The following is a 21,969-nucleotide window of genomic DNA, read 5'->3' as shown; positions in this document are numbered from 1 at the left end:
CTCGGTGTCGGTGCGGGCCGGCCGGCTCAGGCGGCGGCTTGGCGGAATTCGGGGGTGCGGGCCAGGCGCGCGAGCGAGAACACGCCCCAGTCGGCGCCGTCGCTGTGGAAGGCGCGCTCGACGAAGTGGGCGTAGCGGCCCTGCGCCAGCGGCGCCGGGTCGATCCCCTGTTCTTCGCCGAAACTGCGCTGGCCGTACAGTTCGTCGATGGTCAGGGCCACGTCGCCGCCGTGCTGGCGCATCACCAGCACGCGCTGGCCCTCGTGCAGCACGGTGCGTTCGCCCTCGAGGAACAGCTTGAGGTCGACCACCGGGAACAGGTTGCCGCGCAGGTTGCCGATGCCCAGCAGCCAGGGCTGCGCGCCCGGCACCGGGGTGACCGGCGGCATCGACAGGATCTCGACCACCTCGCCGAACTGCGAGACCAGGCGGTGCTCGCCGATGCGGTAGCCGACGCCGCGCCAGGTCTCCGGACCCAGTTCGCGCGCCGGCAGCTGCACCGCGTGGGCCAGGCTGCGCTGCTCGTAGTCGGCGAGGATGTCGAAGGGGGTGCGCATGTCAGGTGGTTACCAGCTGGTTGATGCGCTCGAGGAGGTCTTCCTCGCGCGGCGGCTTGACCACGTAGTCGACGGCGCCCTGGCGCATGCCCCAGGCGCGGTCGGTCTCCATGCTCTTGGTGCTCACGATCAGCACCGGGATCTTGCTGGTGGCTGCGTCGCGGGTCAGCGCGCGGGTGGCCTGGAAACCGCTCATTCCGGGCAGGACCACGTCCATCAGCACCAGGTCCGGCAGCTGCTTGCGCGCGATGTCGATGCCGTCCTCGGCATTGGTGGCGAGGATGACCTGGTGGCCGCCACGCTGCAGCCACTGGGTGAAGACCGCGCGGTCGGTCGGCGAGTCTTCGATCAGCAGGATTCGAGCCATGTTGTTGCCTGCCCCCCGGTCAGGCGTTGACGTATGTGCGGATGGCGCCCAGCAGCTCTTCGCGAGTGAATGGCTTGGTCAGGTACTGCTCGGAGCCGACGATGCGGCCGCGGGCCTTGTCGAACAGGCCGTCCTTGGACGAGAGCATGATCACCGGCGTGGACTTGAATTTCTGGTTGCCCTTGATCAGCGCGCAGGTCTGATAGCCGTCCAGGCGCGGCATCATGATGTCGACGAAGATGATCTGCGGCTGCTGGTCGGCGATCTTGGCCAGCGCCTCGAACCCGTCGCTGGCGGTGACCACCTCGCACCCCTCGCGCTTGAGCAGGGTCTCGGCGGTACGGCGGATGGTCTTGGAGTCATCGATCACCATGACCCGCAAGCCGCCCAGTGCCCCGGTCGGGGCCGTGTTTTCTGTCATTACCCTAATTCCCCATGCGCGCGGCGCTTCTGGTGGCGCCACTGCGAAGCTGTCTATATCCCAGTACGGCCAAGGACTGTCAAGCCCGCCGTCGCCGCCGGAGGCCGCCTGGACCGCCGTGCTGCGAACGCCGTCTCATTCCGTGCCGCAGTTCGCATTTCCGCGGCGGCGGCGGGGACGGCCGGATCGGCTAACATCGCCGGTCCACGCCCCTGCACTGGCCGTTCGCGCACATGCCCGCCCCCCTGGACCTCATCGTGGTGATGGACCCGATCGGGTCGATCAAGATCGCCAAGGACACCACCTTCGCGATGCTGCTGGAGGCGCAACGGCGCGGCCACCGGCTGCACTACGTGCGCCCGGGCGGGCTGTCGGTGCGCGACGGCCGCGCGCTGGCGCGGGTGGCGCCGCTGTCGGTGCGCGACGACCCGGCCGGCTGGTTCGAACTGGGCGACTGGTCCGACCTGCCGTTCGGCCCGGGCCAGCTGGTGCTGATGCGCAAGGACCCGCCGGTCGACGCCGAGTACCTGTACGACACCCAGGTCCTGGACCTGGCGCGCCTGGCCGGCGCGCAGGTGGTCAACGACCCGCGCGGCCTGCGCGACTTCAACGAGAAGCTGGCGGCGATGCTGTTCCCGCAGTGCTGCCCGCCCACCCGGATCAGCCGCGATGCGGCCGAGCTGAAGGCCTTCGTCGCCGAACAGGGCAAGGCCGTGCTCAAGCCGCTGGACGGCATGGGCGGGCGCTCGATCTTCCTCAGCCAGGCCGGCGACCCCAACCTCAACGTGATCCTGGAGACGCTGACCGAGGGCGGCCGCAAGCTGGCCCTGGCCCAGCGCTGGCTGCCCGAGATCGCGGAAGGCGACAAGCGCATCCTGCTGGTCGACGGCGAGCCGGTGGACTATTGCCTGGCGCGGATCCCGCAGGGCGACGAGTTCCGCGGCAACCTGGCCGCCGGCGGCCGCGGCGAGGGCCGCCCGCTGGGCGAGCGCGACCGCTGGATCGCCGCCCAGGTCGGCCCGGAAATGCGCCGCCGCGGCATGCGCTTCGTCGGCCTGGACGTGATCGGCGACTGGCTGACCGAGGTCAACGTCACCAGCCCGACCTGCGTGCGCGAGCTGGACGCGCAGTTCGGGATCAACATCGCCGGCCTGCTGTTCGACGCGATCGAGGCCGGCCCCGTCCCGCCAGACGGCCACGCATGAGCGCCGCGGCCGTCGCCCCGCCGCCGATCGGTGCCCGCCAGCGGCTGAACGCCACCGTGGTGCTGTCGCTGCTGGTCCACGGGGTCCTGATCCTGGGCCTGGGCTTCGCGTTCAGGGACGAGGCGCCGCTGGTGCCGACCCTGGACGTGATCTTCAGCCAGACCCGGACCGAACTGACCCCCGAGCAGGCCGACTTCCTGGCCCAGGCCAGCAACCGCGGCGGCGGCGAACACGACCAGGCGCAGCGGCCCCGCGACCTGCAGGCCGGGGCGATCCCGCTGGCCGAGCCCGGCCAGGCGCCGCTGCCGGAGCAGCAGAGTGCGGCGGTCGAGGCGCCGCCGCCGCAGGCACGGGTGGTGGCCACCCGCCACGGCGAGGACACGGTGGTCGAGGCGCAGCCGCGCGAACCGCTGGAGTCCCCGCTGCCGCCGGTCAGCGAGGCCAGGGCCGCGCGCGACGCCGAAATGGCGCGGCTGGCGGCCGAGGTCTACCTGCGCTCGGAGCTGTACGCCAAGCGGCCGACGCGCAAGTTCGTCTCGGCCAGCACCCGCGAGTACGCCTACGCCAACTACCTGCGCGCCTGGGTCGACCGCGCCGAGCGCATCGGCAACCTGAACTACCCCGACGAGGCGCGCCAGCGGCGGCTCGGCGGCCAGGTCGTGGTCAGCGTCGGCGTGCGCCGCGACGGCACGGTCGAGAGCACCCGGATCCTGCGCTCCAGCGGCACCCCGCTGCTGGACGAGGGCGTGCTGCGGATCGTGCGCCTGGCCGAACCGTTCCCGCCGTTGCCGGACACCAGCGACAAGGTCGATATCCTGCACGTGACCCGCACCTGGGTGTTCGTGCCGGGCGGGCACATGCGTACCGAGTAGGCGGCGGTGGACCGTGGCCGTGTGCGTCGGGACCCGGTTGCCGGCGATCCCCTGCGTCGTCGGCACAGGCGACGCCGTCGTAGTCCCGACGCCCGTGTCGCCGACTGAAGTCGGCTCCTACAGAAGAGCGGCCGCGCCGGGGCTGTTGTTAGGAGCCGGGTTCAGCCGGCGACACGACGCCATCGCACAGGCGACATCCTCATGGTCCCGGCGCCCGCACGCCCATGAACGGGCTCCAGCAACAGACAAGGAAACGCCGGCGCGGGGGCCGGCGTTTCTTTCACGGCTTGGCGACGGCGCGGCTCAGTCCGCACCCTGCCACTGCCCCAGCGCGGCCAGGCCGTTGTCGCGGGCGCGGGCGAACACGATGTCCTGCGCCTTCCTGAAGTTGCCGGCCGTGTCCCTGGCCCACAGCGTCAGCGCGGCCTGCTGCATGGCGCGACCGTAGGAGAAGCTCAGCGGCCACGGGTTCGGGCCGAGTCGGTTCATCGCGTCCAGGTGCGCGGTGGCGTCCTCGTCGCCCTGGCCGCCGGACAGGAACACGATGCCCGGCAGGATCGCCGGCACCGTGCTCTTCAGGCACATCAGGGTGGACTCGGCGACCTCCTGGGCGTCGGCCTGCTCGGCGGAGTCCTTGCCGGAGACGACCATCGAGGCCTTGAGGATCGTGCCTTCCAGCAGCACGTTCTGCTCGTACAGGGCGGCGAACAGCGAGCGCAGCACCGCCTCGGTGACCTCGTAGCAGGTCTCGATGTCGTGGTCGCCGTCCATCAGCACCTCCGGCTCGACCATCGGCACCAGCCCCTGCTCCTGGCACAGCGCGGCGTAGCGCGCCAGCGCGTGCGCGTTGGCTTCGATGCAGGTGCCGGTCGGGATGTCCTCGCCGATGTTGATCACCGCGCGCCACTTGGCGAAGCGCGCGCCGAGCCGGTAGTACTCCTCCAGGCGCGCACGCAGGCCGTCCAGGCCCTCGGTCACCAGCTCGCCCGGGAAGCCCGCGAGCGGGGTGGTGCCCTTGTCGACCTTGATCCCGGGGAGGATGCCCTGTTCGGCCATGTACTTCGCGAACGGCACGCCGGCCTGGGTGGACTGGCGCAGCGTCTCGTCGTACAGGATCGCGCCGGAGATGTGCGACGAGAGCTTGGGCGTGGTCAGCAGCAGCTCGCGGTAGGCGCGGCGGTTCCCCTCGCTGTTCTCGATGCCCACGGCGGCGAAGCGCTTGCCGATCGTGGCCGTGGACTCGTCGATGGCGATGATGCCCTTGCCCGGGGCGACCATGGCCTGGGCGGTCTCGGCAAGCTGTTCGATGCTCATGCGGGATTCCTGCCGCGGACGGCGTGGATGGGGAGCCGGCGATTATAGCCGTGCGCGCAGCGGCGCCCTGGCCCGCCTGTTCACGCCTACGGTCCCGGCACCCCTGCATCGCAGCGGCGCAGCCCTTGCAGGAGCCCAGCTTGCCGGCAACACGCGCGCCGGGACCACAAGCGCGTCGCCTGTGCAACGGTGTCGGGTCGCCGGCTGAACCCGGCTCCTACAACAGCAGCGGCGCGACCGCTCTCTGTAGCAGCCGACTTCAGTCGGCGACACGGGCGTCGGAACCATGGGGTCGTCGCCTGCGCCGACGGTGCGGGGGTCGCGTATAGGCCTGGCGCTCCCCACGGGCAGATGCGACCCATGCAGGACACCGCGACCGCACCAACGGAAAGGGGCGCCTTGCGGCGCCCCTTGCAGTCATCCTGCGCGACAACCGTCAGAGGTCGCCCAGCCCGCTGGCGCGGCCGTCGGGGCCGACCTCGAGCAGGCGCAGGGTGTTGGTCGCGCCGTGGGTCTCCATGTGCTCGCCGCTGGTGAACACCACCCGGTCGCCCGCCGCCAGCAGGCCGGTATCGGCCAGCAGGCGGATGCTGCCGCGCGCGGCCTCGCGCGGGGTCAGGCCGCGGCTGTCGAAGTTGATCGGGAACACGTCGCGCATCAGCGCCATGCGCCGGCGCGCGCCGTCGTGGCGGGTGATCGCGTAGATCGGCGCCTTGGTCCGGAAGCGCGACAGGAAGCGCGGGGTGCCGCCAGACTCGGTCATGGCCACGATCGCGCGCACGCCGATGTGCTCGGACAGGAACATGGTGGCCATGGCGATGGCCTGGTCGGCACGCTCCAGGCCACGCTGGGCCTTGCCGAAGTCGGTCTCGTTCTGGAACTGGCGCTCGGCGCCCAGGCAGATCCGGGCCATCGCCTCCACCGCGCGCACCGGGTAGGCGCCAGCGGCGGTCTCGGCCGAAAGCATCACCGCGTCGGTGCCGTCGATCACCGCGTTGGCCACGTCCAGCACCTCGGCGCGGGTCGGGATCGGGCTCTCGACCATCGACTGCAGCATCTGGGTGGCGGTGATCACCACCTTGTTCTGCTTCAGCGACTCGCGAATGATCTTCTTCTGCAGGCCCGGCAGCTCGGCATCGCCGATCTCCACGCCCAGGTCGCCGCGGGCGACCATCACCACGTCGGAGGCCTCGACGATCTCGACCAGGTTCTCGATCGCCTCGGTGCGCTCGATCTTGGAGACCAGCGCGGCGTCGCAGCCATGCGAGCGGGCAATGGCACGGGCGTCGTTCATGTCCTGCGCGTTGCGGCAGAACGACACGGCGATGAAGTCCACGCCGATCTTCGCCACGATCGCGATCAGTTCCTTGTCGCGCTCGGTCAGCGCACCCAGCGACAGGCCTCCGCCTTGCTTGTTCAGGCCCTTGCGGTCGGACAGCACGCCGTCGTTGAGCACGGTGTTGACGATGCGCTCGCCCTGCACCTCCTCGACCTTCAGCTGCATCAGGCCGTCGTCGAGCAGCAGCACGTCGCCCGCCGCCACGTCGCCGGGCAGGCCCAGGTAGCTGACCCCGACCTGGGTGGTGTCGCCGGCCGGCGCGTTCGGATCGGCGACCAGGTCGAAGCGGTCACCGGCCTTGAGCGCGATCTTGCCCGCGGCGAAGCGCTCGATGCGGATCTTCGGGCCGGGCAGGTCGGCGAGGATGCCGACCTCGACGCCAACTCGCTGCGCGGCGGCGCGCACGTCGGCCGCGCGCTTGGCCTGGCCGGACGGATCGCCGTGGGAGAAGTTGAGGCGGACCACGTTGACGCCGGCACGGAACAGCGCCTCCAGCACGCCCGGCGCATCGGTGGCCGGTCCGAGGGTGGCGAGGATCTTGGTGCGGCGCAGGCTGTCGGTCATGTGGGGTCCCCAAAAGGCAGGGAAAACTACCACATCCGCGCATCGCCCGGCAGCGCTGTCATCAGCGTCCGCTGCGGTACCGGGCCACGGTCCACGCATACGCCCGCGCACGGGGGGCGCACGGGAAGAAGGTTGCAACGACAACCGATTTCGTCGGTCACGGGCCGTGCGCGACGCGCCCGCCCGCGCAGGCTACGATGTGCAGTTCCTCCCCACGCATCCCGCCCGCCTACGATGAGCGCCGTCGCCGATTCCACCCCCGCCCCCACCCGCCTGCAGCAGCTGCGCGAACTGTCCGTGGTCGTCGCCGACACCGGCGACTACGACGCCATCGTCCGCCTGCGCCCGGTCGACTGCACCACCAACCCGACCCTGGTGAAGAAGGCGTTGGGCCTGCCGGTGTATGCGGAACTGATCGAGCGCGAGCTGGCCTGGGCGCGCGGCCAGGGCGCGGACAAGGCGGCTGTCGAAAAGGCGATAGTCGACGAGGTCGCCGACCGGCTGACTGTCGGCGTCGGTGCGATGCTCAGCGGCCTGGTCCCCGGCCGCGTCTCCACCGAAGTCGACGCCGACCTGGCCCACGACACCGCCGCCACGGTGGCCAAGGCGCGCAAGTTCGTGGCCATGTACGCCGAGCGCGGCATCGGCCGCGACAAGATCCTGATCAAGGTCGCCGCCACCTGGGAAGGCGTGGAAGCCGCGCGCCAGCTGCAGGCCGAGGGCATCGACTGCAACCTGACCCTGATCTTCAACCCGACCCAGGCGATCGCCTGTGCCGAGGCCGGCGCGTTCCTGATCTCGCCGTTCGTCGGCCGCATCCTCGACTGGTACAAGGCCCACGGCCAGGCGCCGGCGAGCATCGACGAGGACCCGGGCGTGGTGTTCGTGCGCGGCGTCTACGACGAGTTCAAGCGCCGCGGCGCGGCCACGGTGGTGATGGGCGCCTCGTTCCGTTCGGTCGAGCAGGTGCTGGCCCTGGCCGGCTGCGACCGCCTGACCATCTCGCCGGACCTGCTGGAGCAGCTGGACGCTTCCACCGGCAAGGTCGAGCGCCGGCTGTCGCCGGTGCCGCGCGAGGACCGGGTCATCGCCCCGGTCGACCAGGCGCGCTTCGACGCCGACCTGGCTGCCGACGCCATGGCCAGCGAGAAGCTGGCCGAGGGCATCGCCGCCTTTGCCAAGGACCTGGACGCGCTGCGGGCGGACATCGCCCAGCGGTTGGCGTGAGCCGCGGCGCCGGCGCGACCCTCGCCGGCTCCAACGCCCTTCACCCAAACGACGCTCCCCCCCTCCTTCGCCCCGGGCGAAGAGAGGGCCAGGAAGTGGTGCCGTTGATTCTGGGCTCTTCGCCGATCCGAGGGGGATGGGCCTGCATTGCTACGGCTAGGCTACGGCAAGAGCGCCGGACGTGGTCGGCTTCGGGCTGAGCCGCGGCAGGCCGGGTGTGTTGCGGTCGTCTCGGCGGCACATCCGTGTGCCGACTCGCCGACGCGGCCATCCATGGCCGCTGCCGCAACACACCCGGCCTGCCACGTCTTCGGGAGCTTCCAGGTCGTGGCTTCGTCATCGCCAAGGCCTGCCCGATCTCGTTCGTCGCCCGACGACCTGCTCTTGTAGGAGCCGGGCTTGCTCCCGACGCGACGCCGTCGGCACAGGCGACGCCCTCATGATTCCGACGCCCGTGTCGCCGACTGAAGTCGGCTCCTACAGAAGAGCGGCGGCCAGAAGAGCGGCGGCGGGCTGTTGTAGGAGCCGGGTTCAGCCGGCGACCCGACGTCGCCGGCACAGTCCCCTCGGCAAAGGCGGAAGAACCCTCTCCCGCGATGCACGCGAAGGTGAGGAAGCGGAAAGCTAGATCGCGCAGGAAACGCCGGTGCCGCCCAGGCCGCAGTAGCCGTTCGGGTTCTTCGACAGGTACTGCTGGTGGTAGTCCTCGGCGTAGTAGAACGGCGGCGCCGGGTACGCGACCTCGGTGGTGATCGGCGGATAGCCGGCTTCGCGCAGCTGGCGCTGGTAGGCCTCGCGGCTGGCCAGCGCCGCCTCGCATTGCGCTTGGGTATGGCAGTAGATCGCGGACCGGTACTGGGTGCCCACGTCGTTGCCCTGGCGCATGCCCTGGGTCGGATCGTGGCTTTCCCAGAAGGTCCTGAGCAGGGTGGCGAAGTCCACCTGCGCCGGGTCGTAGACCACGCGCACCGCCTCGGTGTGCCCGGTCAGGCCCGAGCAGACTTCCTCGTAGGTCGGGTTCGGCGTGCCGCCGCCGGCGTAGCCCACCGCGGTGGTGTACACACCGGGCAGCTGCCAGAACTTGCGTTCGGCGCCCCAGAAGCAGCCCAGGCCGAGGTCGACCACTTCCATCCCCGGGAATTCGCCGCGCAGCGGGCGTCCATGGACATAGTGGACGTCGTGCAGCGGCAACGGCTGGTCGCGGCCGGGCAGCAGGTCCTGGCCGCGCGGCAGCCGCTGCTTCCAGGCGCCCACGCCGAGGCTCGGGCCGAGGGTCATGGGAGAGCTCCTTCAGGCCGGCAGCAGGCCGGGGTCGTCCTCCAAAATGGGGTCCGGGTCCTCGCCAGGCAAGCCTGCGCCCAGCAGCCCCGCCGCCTGCAGCGCCGATTCGGCATCCGCCAGGCAGGGATCGGGCACGCAGACCCGCAATATCCCAAACAGCGGCAGCTCCCCGCCCGCGCCCAGCAGGTTCTCGCCGAACACGAACGCCGGGATGCCCGCATCCTCCAGCACGTGCCGGGCCAGGTGGGCGTCGAACAGGTTGTGGGCGCGGTAGGCGACCTGCATGGCGGGATCCTCCTGGCCGGCGGAGCGACCGTCCGCGTGGTCCCGAGCATACGCCCGGCCCGGGATCCGCGGCCAAACCGCGGCGGGCGCCGGTTCAGGCCGGCCAGGCCGAATCCCGCTCCGCCGCCGCCGGTCCACGGCGCCTCGGCTAAACTTGCGGTTTGCCTTCGCAGCCCCGCGCCATGTCCCCCACCGACACGCCTGCCCCGCCCGCCGACGCCGCCCCGGAAATCCGCGCCACCGACGCCCCGGCATCGGCGAAGAAAGATTTCATCCGCCAGATCGTCCGCGAGGACCTGGCCAGCGGCAAGCACAGTGCCATCCGCACCCGCTTCCCGCCCGAGCCCAACGGCTACCTGCACATCGGCCATGCCAAGGCGATCTGCCTGAACTTCGGCGTGGCCACCGAGTTCGGCGGGTTGTGCAACCTGCGCTTCGACGACACCAATCCGGCCAAGGAGGACCCCGAGTTCGTCCGGGCGATCGAGGACGACGTGCGCTGGCTGGGCTTCGACTGGGCCAGCCTGCGCCACGCCTCGGACTACTTCGGCGTCTACTACCTGGCCGCGCAAAAGCTCGTTCGCGACGGCAAGGCCTTCGTCTGCGACCTGTCGGCCGAGGAGGTGCGCCAGTACCGCGGCAGCCTGACCGAGCCCGGCCGCAATTCGCCGTACCGCGAGCGCAGCGTCGAGGAGAACCTGGACCTGTTCGCGCGCATGCGCGCCGGCGAGTTCGCCGACGGCGCCCGCACCCTGCGCGCGAAGATCGACATGGCCTCGGGCAACATCAACCTGCGCGACCCGGCGCTGTACCGGATCAAGCACGTCGAGCACCAGAACACCGGCGCCGAGTGGCCGATCTACCCGATGTACGACTTCGCCCATGCCCTGGGCGATGCGGTCGAGGGCATCACCCACTCGCTGTGCACCTTGGAGTTCGAGGACCACCGCCCGCTGTACGACTGGTGCGTGGACAACGTCGACCTGGCCGGCAACCCCGACCTGCTCGAGCCGCTGCTCGCCAAGGGCCTGCCGAAGGAAGCGGCCAAGCCGCGCCAGATCGAGTTCTCGCGCCTGAACATCAACTACACGGTGATGAGCAAGCGCAAGCTGACCCAGCTGGTCGGCGAGGGCCTGGTCGACGGCTGGGACGACCCGCGCATGTACACCCTGCAGGGCCTGCGCCGGCGCGGCTACACGCCGGCCTCGCTGCGCCTGCTGGTCGACCGGGTCGGGATCAGCAAGCAGAACTCGGTGATCGACTTCTCGGTGCTGGAAGGCTGCCTGCGCGAGGATCTGGACGCGACCGCGTCGCGGCGCATGGCGGTGGTCGATCCGCTCAAGCTGGTGCTGGCCAACCTGGCCGAAGGCCACGAGGAATCGCTCACCTTCCCCAACCATCCCAAGGACGAGTCGCAGGGCGAACGCCAGGTGCCGTTCTCGCGCGAGCTGTGGATCGAGCGCGAGGACTTCGCCGAGGTCCCGCCGAAGGGCTGGAAGCGGCTGGTGCCCGGCGGCGAAGTGCGCCTGCGCGGCGCCGGCATCGTCCGCATCGACGAAGTGCTGAAGGACGAAGCCGGCAACATCACCGAACTGCGCGGCTGGCTGGACCCGGAGTCGCGCCCGGGCATGGAAGGCGCCAACCGCAAGGTCAAGGGCACCATCCACTGGGTCAGCGCGAAGCACGCGGTGGCCGCCGAGATCCGCCTGTACGACCGCCTGTTCTCGGTGGAAAAGCCCGACGACGAATCCGACGGCAAGACCTACCGCGACCACCTCAATCCGGACTCGAAGCGGACCGTGCAGGGCTGGGTCGAGCCGGCCGCGGCGCTGGCCGCGGTGGAGCAGTCGTTCCAGTTCGAGCGCACCGGCTACTTCGTCGCCGACCGCTACGACCACACTGCAGAGCGGCCGGTGTTCAACCGCAGCGTGACCCTGCGCGACACCTGGTCGGCGGGCTGAGCGAGGCGCGGCGGCATGCTCTACGCCCAGGTCCACCTCACCCTGCCCGCCTGGATCCACGACGCGTTCGACCAGGCGGCGACCTTCGTCTCCGACGAGGACAAGGTCGCGCTGGCGATCGAGCTGTCGCGCCGCAACGTGGAGGCGGATACCGGTGGGCCGTTCGGCGCGGTCGTGTTCGGCCCCGACCACCGCGTGGTCGCCGCCGGCGTCAACCGGGTGCTGCCGCATACCACCTCGCTGGCGCACGCGGAAAACATGGCCTACATGCTGGCCCAGCAGCGCCTGCAGAACCCGCGCCTGAACGAGGCGCTGTCGCCGGTGACCCTGGCCAGTTCCTCGCAGCCGTGCTGCCAGTGCTACGGCGCCACGATCTGGGCCGGGATCGACCGGCTGCTGATCGGCGCGCGCGCCGAGGACGTGATGGAACTGACCGAGTTCGACGAGGGCCCGCTGCCGGCGGACTGGATCGGCGAGCTCGAGCGCCGCGGCATCGCCGTGGTCCGCGACCTCCTGCGCAGCGACGCACGCGCGGTGCTGCGCGCCTACGGCGAAAGCGGCGGCGAGCGCTACTGATGCGCGGCCGGACGGGGCGCATGCCGGCGGCCATCTCCACTCCGCATCGCTGTCGCGGCGGCGGTCGCCTACGCGCCACGCGTGTGTATCCGGCCGCGGCCTGCGCGCAGCGGACGTGCCGGGCCCGGGTTGCGGGAGCTGCGGCCTCGGTGGCCTCGGCTGGCATGTGCGGAGGAAGCACCCTGGCCCTGATGGACGACGTGCCGTTGCACGTCACGCTGCAATCGGGCGCAGGGCGCTGCGCATGAACGGCCTGCTCGGCTACTGCCGCCAGGGTTTCGAACCGGAGCTGGCCGCCGAGCTCGGCGAGCGCGCCGCGGCGGCCGGCATCGCCGGCTATGCGCGCGCCAGCCGCGACGATGGCTATGTGCTGTTCGTCACCGGCGACGACGCCGACGCGCAGGCACTGGCCCGCGCGCTGCCCTTCCGGGAGCTGGTCTTCGCCCGGCAGAAGCTGCGCCTGCTGGCCGAACTGCGCGGACTGGACCCGAAGGACCGCCTGGCGCCGCTGCTGGCCGCGTTGCCGGCCGGGCTGCGCGCGGGCGACGTGTGGGTCGAGCATCCGGATTCGGACGCCGGCAAGCCGCTGTCGGCGCTGGCGCGCAGCTTCGGCAACGCGCTGCGCCCGGCGCTGCGCAAGGCCGGCTTGCTGTCGGCGAAGGAAGATCCGCGGCTGCCGCGGCTGCACGTGTGCTTCCTCGCCGGCGACCATGCCCTGCTCGCCCTGGCCGATCCGCGCGACGCTTCGCCCTGGCCGCTGGGCATCCCGCGGCTGAAGCTGCACCCCGAGGCGCCCTCGCGCTCGGCGCTGAAGCTGGAGGAGGCCTTCCTGGTCCTGCTTGACGCCGACCAGCGCGAACACCTGCTGCGCCCGGGCATGACCGCCGCCGACCTCGGCGCCGCGCCCGGCGGCTGGACCTGGGTGCTGGCCCGGCAGCACCTGCGGGTGACCGCGGTCGACAACGGCCCGCTGCGGCAGCACGTGCTCGACACCGGACTGGTCGAGCACCTGCGCGCCGACGGCTTCCACTGGCATCCGTCGCGGCCGCTGGACTGGATGGTCTGCGACATGGTCGAACAGCCGAGCAAGGTCGCCACGCGCATGGCGCAGTGGTTCCGCGAGGGCTGGTGCCGGCACGCGGTGTTCAACCTCAAGCTGCCGATGAAGAAGCGCTGGCAGGAGACCCGGCTATGCCTGGACCTGTTCGCCGCGCAGGCCGGACGGCCGCTGGAGATCCGCGCACGCCAGCTCTACCACGACCGCGAGGAGATCACCGTCTTCGCCACCCCGTTGTAGGAGCCGGGTTTGCCCGCGACGCGACGCCGTCGGCACAGGCGACGCCCTCGTGGTCCCGACGCCCGTGTCGCCGACTGAAGTCAGCTCCTACAGAAGAGCGGCCGACGCTGCTGCTGTTGTAGGAGCCGGGTTCAGCCGGCGACACGACGCCATCGGCACAGGCGACGCCCTCGTGATCCCGACGCCCATGTCGCCGACTGAAGTCAGCTCCTACAGAAGAGCGGCCGCGCTGCTGCTGTTGTAGGAGCCGGGTTCAGCCGGCGACACGACGCCATCGGCACAAGCGACGCCCTCGTGATCCCGACGCCCGTGTCGCCGACTGAAGTCAGCTCCTACAGAAAGAGCGGCCACGCCGTAGCTGTTGTAGGAGCCGGGTTCAGCCGGCGACACGACGCCATCGGCACAGGCGACGCCCTCATCCCGACGCCCCGGTCGTCGTCGCGCCGGGGCCCGCAGGAAGTAACCGAAGTGCCAGCGCCGGCTTCACCAAGCCGGGGGCAGCAGGCTCAGGGCAGGAACGGAAACACCAGCTTCAGCAGCGCCTTCACCCCGCCCTCCGCGCTGCTCGACACGGCCTTGGCGCCGAGGCTGTTGAGCGCGTTGCGCGCGTCCTCCCAGCGCAGCCTGGCCACGTCCTTCTTCAGCAGGTCGGCCAGTTCCTCCGACGCCGGCGCCAGCTTGCGCAGCTCCTTCACCACCGCCTCGGTGTCCGGCTGCAGGAAGCCACTGCGCTCGGCCAGCGCCACCAAAGTGTCGAAACGCACCGCCAGCACCTCGCGGTTGCGCTCGTAGACCGGCAGCGCGCCGGCGTCGAGGATCGCCTGCTCGAACTGCAGGCGGTCGTCGGGATGCTCCACGCGCACGGCCAGGAAACCATCCTTGCGGCTGCGCTCGCTGACGTGGCGGCTGCCGGCGCGCAGGTTGGCCTCGGTGAGCACGTGGCCGAGGATGCGGCGCAGGGTCGCGTCCGCCGGCTCGGCCACCAGTTGGCGCCAGCGCGCGTAGCCGTCGCGGCGCAGTGCGCGCAGCTTCGACGGGGTCACCCGCAGCTGCGCGGCGGCGGCGTGGTTGCTGGCATTGCGGTCGATCGCACCGTCGCGCTCGAGCAGCACGAACACCAGCAGCTCCAGGTCGCGCTTGCTCAGCGCGCCGAAACCCTGCAGCTGGGTCTGGCGCAGGAACTCGGCGGCGAAGGCCGTCGGATCGTTCAGTTGCAGCTGCTGCATGGGTGGTGCCTCCTCCGGTGGACCAGTATCGGCAATCGCCGTCGCAAGGGCTGGGACCGGCCTGGCGGCTCAGGCAAGGCCTGGACGGCTCATCCCTAGTGCCCGTACTCGCGCCCCGGCCGCTCGCTGCGGAAGGTCTCGATCGCGCCGCGGTCCTGCAGGGTCACGTACACGTCGCGGCCATCGGCGCCGCCGAAGGCGACGTTGGTCGGCTTCTGCCCGCGCAGCGCCACCTCGCGCAGGACCTTCCCTTCCGGCGACACCACCGCCACCACCCCGGCGCCGTAGCGGGCGATGTACAGGTTGCCGTCGGCGTCGCTGCGCATGCCGTCCAGGCCGTGGTCGGGGAATTCGAGCAGCAGGCGCTTGCCGGACACACCGCCGTCGGCACCGATGTCGTAGACCCAGACCGTGCGCTGCACGCTCTCGTTCACGTACAGGCGCTTGCCGTCGGGACTGACCTCGATGCCGTTGGTCGTGCCCATGCCGGTCTCCAGCCGCCGCACGGCGCCGTCGCGGCCGATCCGCCACAGCTGGCCGCTTCCGGTCTTCCAGTCCGGGTCGCTGGCGTAGAGCGTGCCGTCCGGCGCCAGGGCGATGTCGTTGGGCTGGTGCGCACCGTCCAGGTGCGCGAACACACGCACCTGGCGCGTGCCCATGTCGATGGCCAGCACGTTGTGGCCGGTGTAGTCGGCCACGTACAAGGTGCCGTCGGCGCCGAAGCGCAGACCGTTGCCGGTGCTGCCCAGCGGCAACTCCACGAACAGCAGGGCGCGGCCGCTGCCGTCGGCCTGCGGCTCGACCCGGCCGATGGTGCCGTCGCGGCCGAAGCTGACCGCATAGAGGATCCCGCCGGGCCCGGTCGCCGGCCCTTCGATGCCGCTGCCAAACACGCCGTCGCCGACGAAGTCACGGGCCACGAAGACCGCGGCGGCGTTTCCGGCCGCTGCCGGCTGATCCGCGGCGAACGCGGGGACGGTGGACAGCAGTGCGGCCAGGGCCGCGGTACGGATCGTGGTCGAGCGGGCGATGGCGACGTCCTTCCTGTGATGCGATGCGCGCGCCAGTGTGCCAGAGCGCGGCGACGTATTCGTCCATGGCATGCCCGCATGCCCGCGCCGGGGTGGCGGCGCGGCGCCTCGCGTCCTATGGTGCAGGGCCAGCCTGCGCCACCGGCGCGCCCTGACGGAGCGAACCGCATGCCCCTGGACCTCACCCGCCGCCAGCTGCTCGCCGCCTTGGCCGGCGCCGGCATCGGCGCCACCCTTCCCCTCCGCGCGGAACAACCCATGGACAAGAACCGCAGCGCCGCCCGGCGCAAGGACTCGGTCGGCGTGGCCCTGATCGGCCTCGGTGGCTACGCCACCCACCAGCTCGCGCCTGGATTGCAGCTGGCCGAGCATTGCCACCTGGCCGGAATCGTCACCGGCTCGCCGCACAAGATCCCGGTCTGGCAGGAGAAGCACGGCATCCCCGACCGCAACGTCTACAGCTACGACGACTTCGACCGGATCGCCGACAACCCGGATATCCAGGCGGTCTACATCGTCACCCCGAACGACCTGCACATGCCGCTGACCCTGCGCGCCGCGAACGCCGGCAAGCACGTGTGGTGCGAGAAGCCGATGGCGATGGATGCGGCCGAGGGCCAGGCGATGGTCGACGCCTGCCGCCGCAACAAGGTGCAGCTGACCATCGGCTACCGCCTGCAGCACGAGCCCAACACCCAGCGGCTGGTGGCGATGGCGCGCGAGAAGCCCTACGGCAAGATCCTCAAGGTGCGCGCCGACGCCGGCTTCCACGCCTACGACGACGTCGATCCGGCCGACAAGCCCTGGCGCCTGCTGCCGCAGCACGGCGGCGGGGCGATGTACGACATGGGCGTGTATTCGCTCAACGCGGCGCGCTACACCAGCGGCCAGGAACCGGTGGCGGTGACCGCGCGGCAGGAGAACCGCCGCCCGCAGCTGTTCGAGGGCGTGGACGAGACCATGTACTTCACCCTCGAGTTCGCCGACGGCGCGGTGGCCGAATGCGCGACCAGCTTCGGCCAGAACATGAACACCCTGCGCGCCGACTGCGAGAACGGCTGGTACGAGCTGTCGCCGTTCCAGACCTACAGCGGGCTGAAGGGCCGCACCAGCGACGGCCAGCTCTTCGCCGACGGCGTGCCGCACCAGCAGGCCAAGCAGATGGACGACGACGCGCTGGCGATCCTCAACGGCACCGCGCCACTGGTGCCGGGCGAGGAAGGCGTGCGCGACATGCGCGTGGTCGATGCGGTCTACGCCTCGGCGCGCGACGGCGGGCGTCGCATCGTGCTGTAGGAGCGCAGCTTGCTGGCGACATGGGCGTCGGAATCACGGGGGGCGTCGCCTGTGCCGACGGCGTCGGGTCGCCGGCTGGACCCGGCTCCTACAACGGCGTGCGGCGCCGGTGCTTTCTGTAGGAGCCGGCATGACGGCGACACGGGCGTCGGGATCATGAGGGCGTCGCCTGTGCCGACGGCGTCGGGTCGCCGGCTGAACCCGGCTCCTACAACGGCGTGCGGCGCCGGTGCTTTCTGTAGGAGCCGGCATGACGGCGACACGGGCGTCGGGATGGTGGGGGCATCGCCCGGGCCGACGGCGTCGCGTCGCGGGCAAGCCCGGCTCCTACGAGAGCCGCCGGTTCAACGCCGCTTCACTCGCCGACTTCTAGCTTTGCGCTCACGGCCATTCCACTTTCCCCTCGACGCCATGAAGCGCTACCTCGCCACCCTCTGCCTGCCGCTCCTGCTGGCCGCCGGCCACGCCACGGCCAAGGGCCCGCCGGCCACCACCCTGCCGCTGCCGCCAGCCACCGCAACACCGGCCGACCAGCCGCTGCAGCGGCAGACCGGCATGGTCGTGATCGAGGGCGAACATGGCCAGCGCATCATCATCCGTTCGGTCGAACCGGCCAGCCTGATCGGCGGCGACCGGCTCGACTTCGCGGCGCTGGACGCCGATGGCGACGGCCTGGTCGACCGGCGCGAGGCCGCGGCCGATGCGAGCCTGCGCGCCGAATTCGACCGGGTCGACGCCAACCGCGACGGCAAGCTGGACCGCGAGGAACTGGCCGGCTGGATCCTGTAGGAGCACAGCTTGCTGGTGACACGGGCGTCGGGATCACGAAGACATCGCCTGTGCCGACGGCGTCGTGTCGCCGGCTGAACCCGGCTCCTACAACAGCCACGGCGCGGCCGCTCTCCTGTAGGAGCTGACTTCAGTCGGCGACACAGGCGTCGGAACTACAAGGGCGCCGCCTGTGCCGATGGCGCCGGGTCGCCGATGAGTCGGCGCCTACACCCCGGCCGCGTGACGCCACAGCGCGCGCTGCAGCGGCGGCAGCTTCCCGGCCAGGCCCAGCAACGGCCCGCGGGCCAGCACCGCGGCCGGGTTCGCGTTCGAGAACAGCCGGTTGATGCCTTCGAAGGCGTAGGCCGACACCGTGTTGTCACTGCGCCGCGTGCGCGCCCAGCGCTGCAGGCGGTGCGGCGCGGTCCAGTCGGCGCGGTGCGCGCGCGCCGATTCGATCTCCTGCAGCAGCGCGGCCACGTCGCGCAGGCCGAGGTTCACGCCCTGCCCGGCCAGCGGATGCACCACGTGCGCCGCGTCGCCCAGCACCAGCACGCGCCCGGCGGCCTGCTGCCGCACCAGCTGCCGGCGCAGCGGGAAGGCCACGCGCGGCGAGACCGGACGCGCATGGCCCAGGCGCGCGGCCGCGGCGTCGGTCAGCTCGACCGCGAAGGCGTCGTCGTCCAGCGTCAGCACGCGCGCGGCCTCCGCGTCCGGCAGCGTCCACACGATCGAGCTGCGCCCGTCCGCGAACGGCAGCAATGCCAGCGGCCCGGTTGGCAGGAACCGCTGCCAGGCGGTGTCCTCGTGCGGCTGCCCGGTCTCGATGAAAGCGACTACGCCGCGCTGGTGGTAGTCGTGCGCATCGACCTCGAGCCCGGCCAAACGGCGCACCGCGGAGCCGGCGCCGTCGGCGGCGATGGCGATCCGCGCGTCCAGCCGGGTGCCGTCGTCCAGGCGCAGGCGCGCGCCGGCCGCGTCCTGCTCCAGCGCCTCGACCCGCGCCGGGCAATGCAGCCGCACGCCGGCGGCGGCCAGCGCCGCCCACAGCCGGTCGACCAGCAGGTCGTTCTCCACGATCCAGCCGAGTTCGGCGCGGGCCATGGCCGCCGCGTCGAACATCAGTTCGCCGCCGCCAGCAGCATCCCACACCCGCATCCGCCGGTACGGCTGCGCGCGCGCGGCCCGCACCTGCGGCCACACCCCGAGGCGGTCGAGCAGGCCGGCGTTGTCCGGCGCCAGCGCATACACGCGCAGGTCGGGCCGTTCGGCCAGCCAGCGCGGCGCCGGGCGCGGCTCGACCAGCGCCACCTCCAGGCCGGCGCGGGCCAGGGCCAGCGCGCAGGCCGCGCCGACCACGCCGCCGCCGGCCACCGCCACGTCCAGGCGCGCGCGGCTCACCGGCACAGCTCCGGTACGTCGCCGCGGAAGCCCATCGCCCCGCCGACCAGCCACGACTGCAGCCAGCCGCCGCGGTCGGCGGCGAGCAGGCCCAGGCTGCGCAGCGGCCGCAGCAGCGGCGAGGGATTGCCGGTCATCCGCGCCAGGCCATCGGAGAAGGCCAGGGTGCGCTCGCGGTCCTCGCTGCGGCGCTGCGCGTGGCGCGCCAGCAGTGCGTCTTCGCCCGGGTCGCCGGCATGCGCGCGCAGCAGCTCGGCCAGGGTCAGCGCGTCGCGCAGGCCGAGGTTGAAGCCCTGCGCGCCGACCGGATGGATCGTCTGCGCGGCGTTGCCCAGGAGCACCGCGCGCGGCGCGACCAGCGCTTCGGCGATGACCGAAGCGATCGGATAGGCACTGCGCTCGCCGGCGCCGAGGAAGCGCCCGGCGCGCCAGCCGAACGCCTGCTGGATCCGCGCCAGCCAGCCGGCCTCGTCCAACGCGGCCACCGCCGCCGCCTGCGCGGCCGGCACCCCGTGGACCACGCCCCAGGCACGGTCGCCGCGCGGCAGCAGCGCGGTCGGGCCGCTGTCGGTGAAGCGCTCCCAGGCGGTGCCGTCGGGCGCGCGTTCGGCGCGCATCCGGGCCACGAACAGGGTCTGGCCGTAGTCGTGGCTGCGGGCGCCGATGCGCAGCGCTTCGCGCAGCGCGCTGCGGGTACCGTCGGCGGCGACCAGCAGGCGCGCGCCCAATTGCAGTTCGCCGTCGGCGGTGGCCAGGCGCACGCCGCGCGCCTCGCCGTCGCCGTCGTCTAGGCCGACGAAGCGCGCCGGGCGGTAGCGGGTCAGGCGCGGCAACCGCGCCAGCCGCGCCTCCAGCGCCTCGCCGAAGTCGCGCGCCACCACCACCTGGCCGAAGGTCTCGCGACCGTAGTCGGCCGCCTCCAGCCGCACCGCGCCGAAGTCGCCGGCGCGGCTGACGTGGATGCGCCGGATCGGCCCGGCCGGCGCGCGCAGTTCGCGCATCACGCCCAGCGCCTCGAGCGCGTTGACCGAGGCCGCGGCCAGGCTCAGGTTGCGCTGGTCGAACACTGCCGGCAGGTTGCCGGGCGGGGTGGCCTCCACCAGCGCCACGTCCAGTGGCAGCCCGTCCAGGGCGATCGCCAGGCTGGCGCCGACCAGGCCGCCGCCGACGATGAGCACGTCGTGTGTTCGGATCATCGGCACATGATACGCGGCGGCCTGCGCGGTATTGCCGAGCGCGGAAGCCTGCAATCCATGCCCCCGTCGTCCCGGCGAACGCCGGACCCAGCGACTTTGCGCGCGCGTACCGCGGCCTGCAGCCCGGGAAAAACGGAAGACACTGGGTCCCGGCGTTCACCGGAACGATGGGGCGTTGCTGCGGAGCCGACGCCGGTTTCCCGGTGCCCATCGCGGCCCGCCGCGCCGGCCCCGCCCGGGCATGGGCTAGAATGCCGGCCTAGTCTTCACCACCCGCGCGCCATGACCGCCAACACGTCCCGCCTGTTCATCCTGTCCGTCCTGGCCCTGTTGATGGCCGCCTCGCGCGCGCACGTGTTCGACCACTTCTCGCCGCCGGACGCGACCTGGGCGGTGTTCTTCATCGCCGGCTTCCACCTGCGCGGCTGGGGCCGCTGGGCCTTCCCGCTGCTGATGGCGCTGGCGGTGGCGGTGGACTGGTGGGTGATCAGCGGCCAGGGCATCGACTTCTGGAGCCACTACTGCGTCTCGCCGGGCTACTGGTTCCTGCTGCCGGCCTACGGTGCGATGTGGCTCGGCGGCGCCTGGCTGCGCCGCCACTACCGCGGCGCCAGCTGGGATGCGCTGGGCCGTCTGGCCCTGGCGTTCGTCGTCTCGGTGCTGGCCTGCCACCTGTTCGCCCAGGGCGGCTTCTACTGGCTCAGCGCCTCGGTGGCCGATCCGACCCTGGCCGGCTGGTGGAAGAACTACACCGACTGGCTGCCGCCGTACCTGGTGACCGCGGCGGTGTACGTGGGCATCGCCGCGGCGCTGCAGCTGGCGGCCGAGCGCATCGCCCCGACCGTGGGCCGCGGCAGCGACCGCACCGCGCACTGACCGCCGCGGCCCGGCCATGGGCAACCGCCTCTCGAAGATCTACACCCGCACCGGCGACGACGGCAGCACCGGCCTGGGCGACGGCAGCCGCACCGGCAAGGACTCGCTGCGGGTGGCCGCCTACGGCACCGTGGACGAGGCCAATTCGGCGATCGGCGTGGTCCTGGCCGCACCGCACGTGCCGGACGAGGTGCGCGAGCTGCTGACCGCGGTGCAGCACCAGCTGTTCGACCTCGGCGGCGAACTGTGCATCCCCGGCCACGCGGCGGTCCATGGCACGGACATCGACGCGCTGGAGCGCCACCTGGACCGCTGGAACGCCGACCTGCCGCCGCTGAAGGACTTCATCCTGCCGGCCGGCGGCGAGGCCGCCGCCCGCTGCCACCTGGCCCGCACCATCGTGCGCCGCGCCGAACGCGAGACGGTGGCGCTTGCGCGCGAGGAAACCGTGCGCGGCGAGGCGATCCGCTACCTCAACCGCCTGTCCGACCTGCTGTTCGTGCTGGCCCGGGTGCTGGCCCGCGCCGACGGCCAGGGCGAGGTGCTGTGGCGACACGAGCGGCGCAACGCAGCGCCGTAGGAACAGGGCTTGCCCGCGACGCGGCGGCGTCGGTCCAGGCGACGCCCTCATCGTTCCGACGCCCGTGTCGCCGACTGAAGTCGGCTCCTACAGAAGAGCGTGAAGGGCGGCCGCGCCAGGGCTGTTGTAGGAGCCGGGTTCAGCCGGCGACGCGACGACCTCGGCACAGGCGACGTCCTCATGATTCCGACGCCCGTGTCGCCAGCAAGCTGTGCTCCTACACCGCCACCCGTTGTCCCGACGCCGTCGGCGCAGGCCACGTGCATGGTTCCGATGCCCGGGTCGCCGGCAAGCCTGGCTCCTGCGTGCGTCGCCGCTCCGACCAA

21 protein-coding genes are annotated in these 21,969 nt (G+C 71.8%); 10 read left to right on the top strand and 11 right to left on the bottom strand.

All coding sequences use genetic code 11. The features are described from left to right. Positions 1–26 precede the first annotated feature (26 nt). Genes WQ53_RS11885 through pilG form a run of 3 tightly spaced genes read right to left on the bottom strand, consistent with a single transcriptional unit; the run spans position 27 to position 1,345 of the window. The gene (locus tag WQ53_RS11885; protein WP_052632653.1) at positions 27–557 is read right to left on the bottom strand and encodes a chemotaxis protein CheW; all 531 of its coding nucleotides are present in this window, start codon (positions 555–557) and stop codon (positions 27–29) included. A gap of 1 nt (position 558) precedes the next feature. After that, positions 559–924, bottom strand: coding sequence for a response regulator (locus WQ53_RS11880; RefSeq protein WP_052632651.1), 366 nt, complete (start codon positions 922–924; stop codon positions 559–561). Between the two features lie 19 nt (positions 925–943). After that, on the bottom strand, positions 944–1,345 hold the full coding sequence (pilG, locus tag WQ53_RS11875; RefSeq protein ID WP_052632649.1) for a twitching motility response regulator PilG: 402 nt from the start codon (positions 1,343–1,345) through the stop codon (positions 944–946). Positions 1,346–1,578: 233 nt separating this feature from the next. Here pilG and gshB point away from each other — a divergent pair, with 233 nt between their 5' ends. Together gshB and WQ53_RS11865 are read left to right on the top strand one after the other, a co-directional pair. Beyond that, on the top strand, positions 1,579–2,550 hold the full coding sequence (gshB, locus tag WQ53_RS11870; protein WP_052632647.1) for a glutathione synthase: 972 nt from the start codon (positions 1,579–1,581) through the stop codon (positions 2,548–2,550). Then, entirely contained in the window at positions 2,547–3,422 is an 876-nt protein-coding gene (locus WQ53_RS11865; protein ID WP_052632645.1) for a TonB family protein, read from the top strand. Before gshB ends, WQ53_RS11865 begins: the two co-directional genes overlap by 4 nt. A 303-nt stretch (positions 3,423–3,725) precedes the next feature. Here WQ53_RS11865 and WQ53_RS11860 read toward each other — a convergent pair whose 3' ends face one another. Together WQ53_RS11860 and pyk are read right to left on the bottom strand one after the other, a co-directional pair. Next, a complete protein-coding gene (locus WQ53_RS11860) occupies positions 3,726–4,736 on the bottom strand; it encodes a class I fructose-bisphosphate aldolase (RefSeq protein WP_052632644.1) in 1,011 nt (336 codons plus the stop codon). Between the two features lie 436 nt (positions 4,737–5,172). Next, a complete protein-coding gene (pyk, locus tag WQ53_RS11855; RefSeq protein WP_052632642.1) occupies positions 5,173–6,639 on the bottom strand; it encodes a pyruvate kinase in 1,467 nt (488 codons plus the stop codon). Positions 6,640–6,873: 234 nt separating this feature from the next. On the opposite strand from pyk, the gene WQ53_RS11850 reads away from it, so the two are divergent. Continuing rightward, positions 6,874–7,866: a transaldolase gene (locus tag WQ53_RS11850; RefSeq protein WP_052632640.1), complete on the top strand. Its 993-nt coding sequence runs from the start codon at positions 6,874–6,876 to the stop codon at positions 7,864–7,866. A gap of 624 nt (positions 7,867–8,490) precedes the next feature. Here the strand turns inward: WQ53_RS11850 and msrA are convergent. Continuing rightward, positions 8,491–9,144, bottom strand: a complete 654-nt coding sequence (gene msrA / locus WQ53_RS11845) for a peptide-methionine (S)-S-oxide reductase MsrA (RefSeq protein WP_052632638.1) — start codon at positions 9,142–9,144, stop codon at positions 8,491–8,493. Between the two features lie 12 nt (positions 9,145–9,156). Next, a complete protein-coding gene (locus WQ53_RS11840) occupies positions 9,157–9,432 on the bottom strand; it encodes a DUF2007 domain-containing protein (RefSeq protein ID WP_052632637.1) in 276 nt (91 codons plus the stop codon). Between the two features lie 182 nt (positions 9,433–9,614). On the opposite strand from WQ53_RS11840, the gene WQ53_RS11835 reads away from it, so the two are divergent. The 3 genes from WQ53_RS11835 (at position 9,615) to rlmM (ending at position 13,266) form a co-directional block, all read left to right on the top strand. Continuing rightward, on the top strand, positions 9,615–11,393 hold the full coding sequence (locus WQ53_RS11835; protein WP_052632635.1) for a glutamine--tRNA ligase/YqeY domain fusion protein: 1,779 nt from the start codon (positions 9,615–9,617) through the stop codon (positions 11,391–11,393). A 15-nt stretch (positions 11,394–11,408) separates the two neighbouring features. After that, positions 11,409–11,969, top strand: coding sequence for a nucleoside deaminase (locus WQ53_RS11830; protein WP_052632633.1), 561 nt, complete (start codon positions 11,409–11,411; stop codon positions 11,967–11,969). A gap of 244 nt (positions 11,970–12,213) precedes the next feature. Next, complete coding sequence (rlmM, locus tag WQ53_RS11825) at positions 12,214–13,266, top strand: 23S rRNA (cytidine(2498)-2'-O)-methyltransferase RlmM (protein ID WP_052632631.1); 1,053 nt, start codon at positions 12,214–12,216, stop codon at positions 13,264–13,266. A 506-nt stretch (positions 13,267–13,772) separates the two neighbouring features. On the opposite strand, the gene WQ53_RS11820 is transcribed toward rlmM, so the two are convergent. Then, complete coding sequence (locus WQ53_RS11820; RefSeq protein ID WP_052632629.1) at positions 13,773–14,492, bottom strand: hypothetical protein; 720 nt, start codon at positions 14,490–14,492, stop codon at positions 13,773–13,775. Positions 14,493–14,587: 95 nt separating this feature from the next. After that, positions 14,588–15,595 (bottom strand): SMP-30/gluconolactonase/LRE family protein, encoded by a 1,008-nt coding sequence (locus WQ53_RS11815; RefSeq protein WP_082113004.1) that lies wholly within the window; start codon positions 15,593–15,595, stop codon positions 14,588–14,590. A 96-nt stretch (positions 15,596–15,691) separates the two neighbouring features. On the opposite strand from WQ53_RS11815, the gene WQ53_RS11810 reads away from it, so the two are divergent. After that, on the top strand, positions 15,692–16,819 hold the full coding sequence (locus tag WQ53_RS11810) for a Gfo/Idh/MocA family protein (protein ID WP_052634062.1): 1,128 nt from the start codon (positions 15,692–15,694) through the stop codon (positions 16,817–16,819). A gap of 411 nt (positions 16,820–17,230) precedes the next feature. Further along, positions 17,231–17,608 carry a hypothetical protein gene (locus WQ53_RS11805; protein ID WP_052632628.1) on the top strand — a complete coding sequence of 126 codons (378 nt, stop codon included), beginning with the start codon at positions 17,231–17,233 and terminating at the stop codon, positions 17,606–17,608. 207 nt (positions 17,609–17,815) lie between these two features. Here the strand turns inward: WQ53_RS11805 and WQ53_RS11800 are convergent, their stop codons facing one another. Further along, positions 17,816–18,991 (bottom strand): UbiH/UbiF family hydroxylase, encoded by a 1,176-nt coding sequence (locus WQ53_RS11800; RefSeq protein WP_052634061.1) that lies wholly within the window; start codon positions 18,989–18,991, stop codon positions 17,816–17,818. Then, a complete protein-coding gene (ubiH, locus tag WQ53_RS11795) occupies positions 18,988–20,187 on the bottom strand; it encodes a 2-octaprenyl-6-methoxyphenyl hydroxylase (protein ID WP_052634060.1) in 1,200 nt (399 codons plus the stop codon). The genes WQ53_RS11800 and ubiH overlap by 4 nt, the downstream gene beginning before the upstream one ends. 282 nt (positions 20,188–20,469) lie before the next feature. Here ubiH and WQ53_RS11790 point away from each other — a divergent pair, with 282 nt between their 5' ends. Both WQ53_RS11790 and WQ53_RS11785 read left to right on the top strand, forming a co-directional pair. After that, complete coding sequence (locus WQ53_RS11790; protein WP_052632626.1) at positions 20,470–21,063, top strand: hypothetical protein; 594 nt, start codon at positions 20,470–20,472, stop codon at positions 21,061–21,063. A 16-nt stretch (positions 21,064–21,079) separates the two neighbouring features. Next, complete coding sequence (locus WQ53_RS11785) at positions 21,080–21,643, top strand: cob(I)yrinic acid a,c-diamide adenosyltransferase (protein WP_052632624.1); 564 nt, start codon at positions 21,080–21,082, stop codon at positions 21,641–21,643. Positions 21,644–21,969 lie beyond the last annotated feature (326 nt).

Origin of the sequence: Pseudoxanthomonas suwonensis (assembly GCF_000972865.1) — a bacterium.
Lineage (GTDB): Bacteria > Pseudomonadota > Gammaproteobacteria > Xanthomonadales > Xanthomonadaceae > Pseudoxanthomonas > Pseudoxanthomonas suwonensis_B.
Note: the sequence above shows the minus strand (reverse complement) of the source record. Positions and strands in the feature narration are given on the sequence as shown.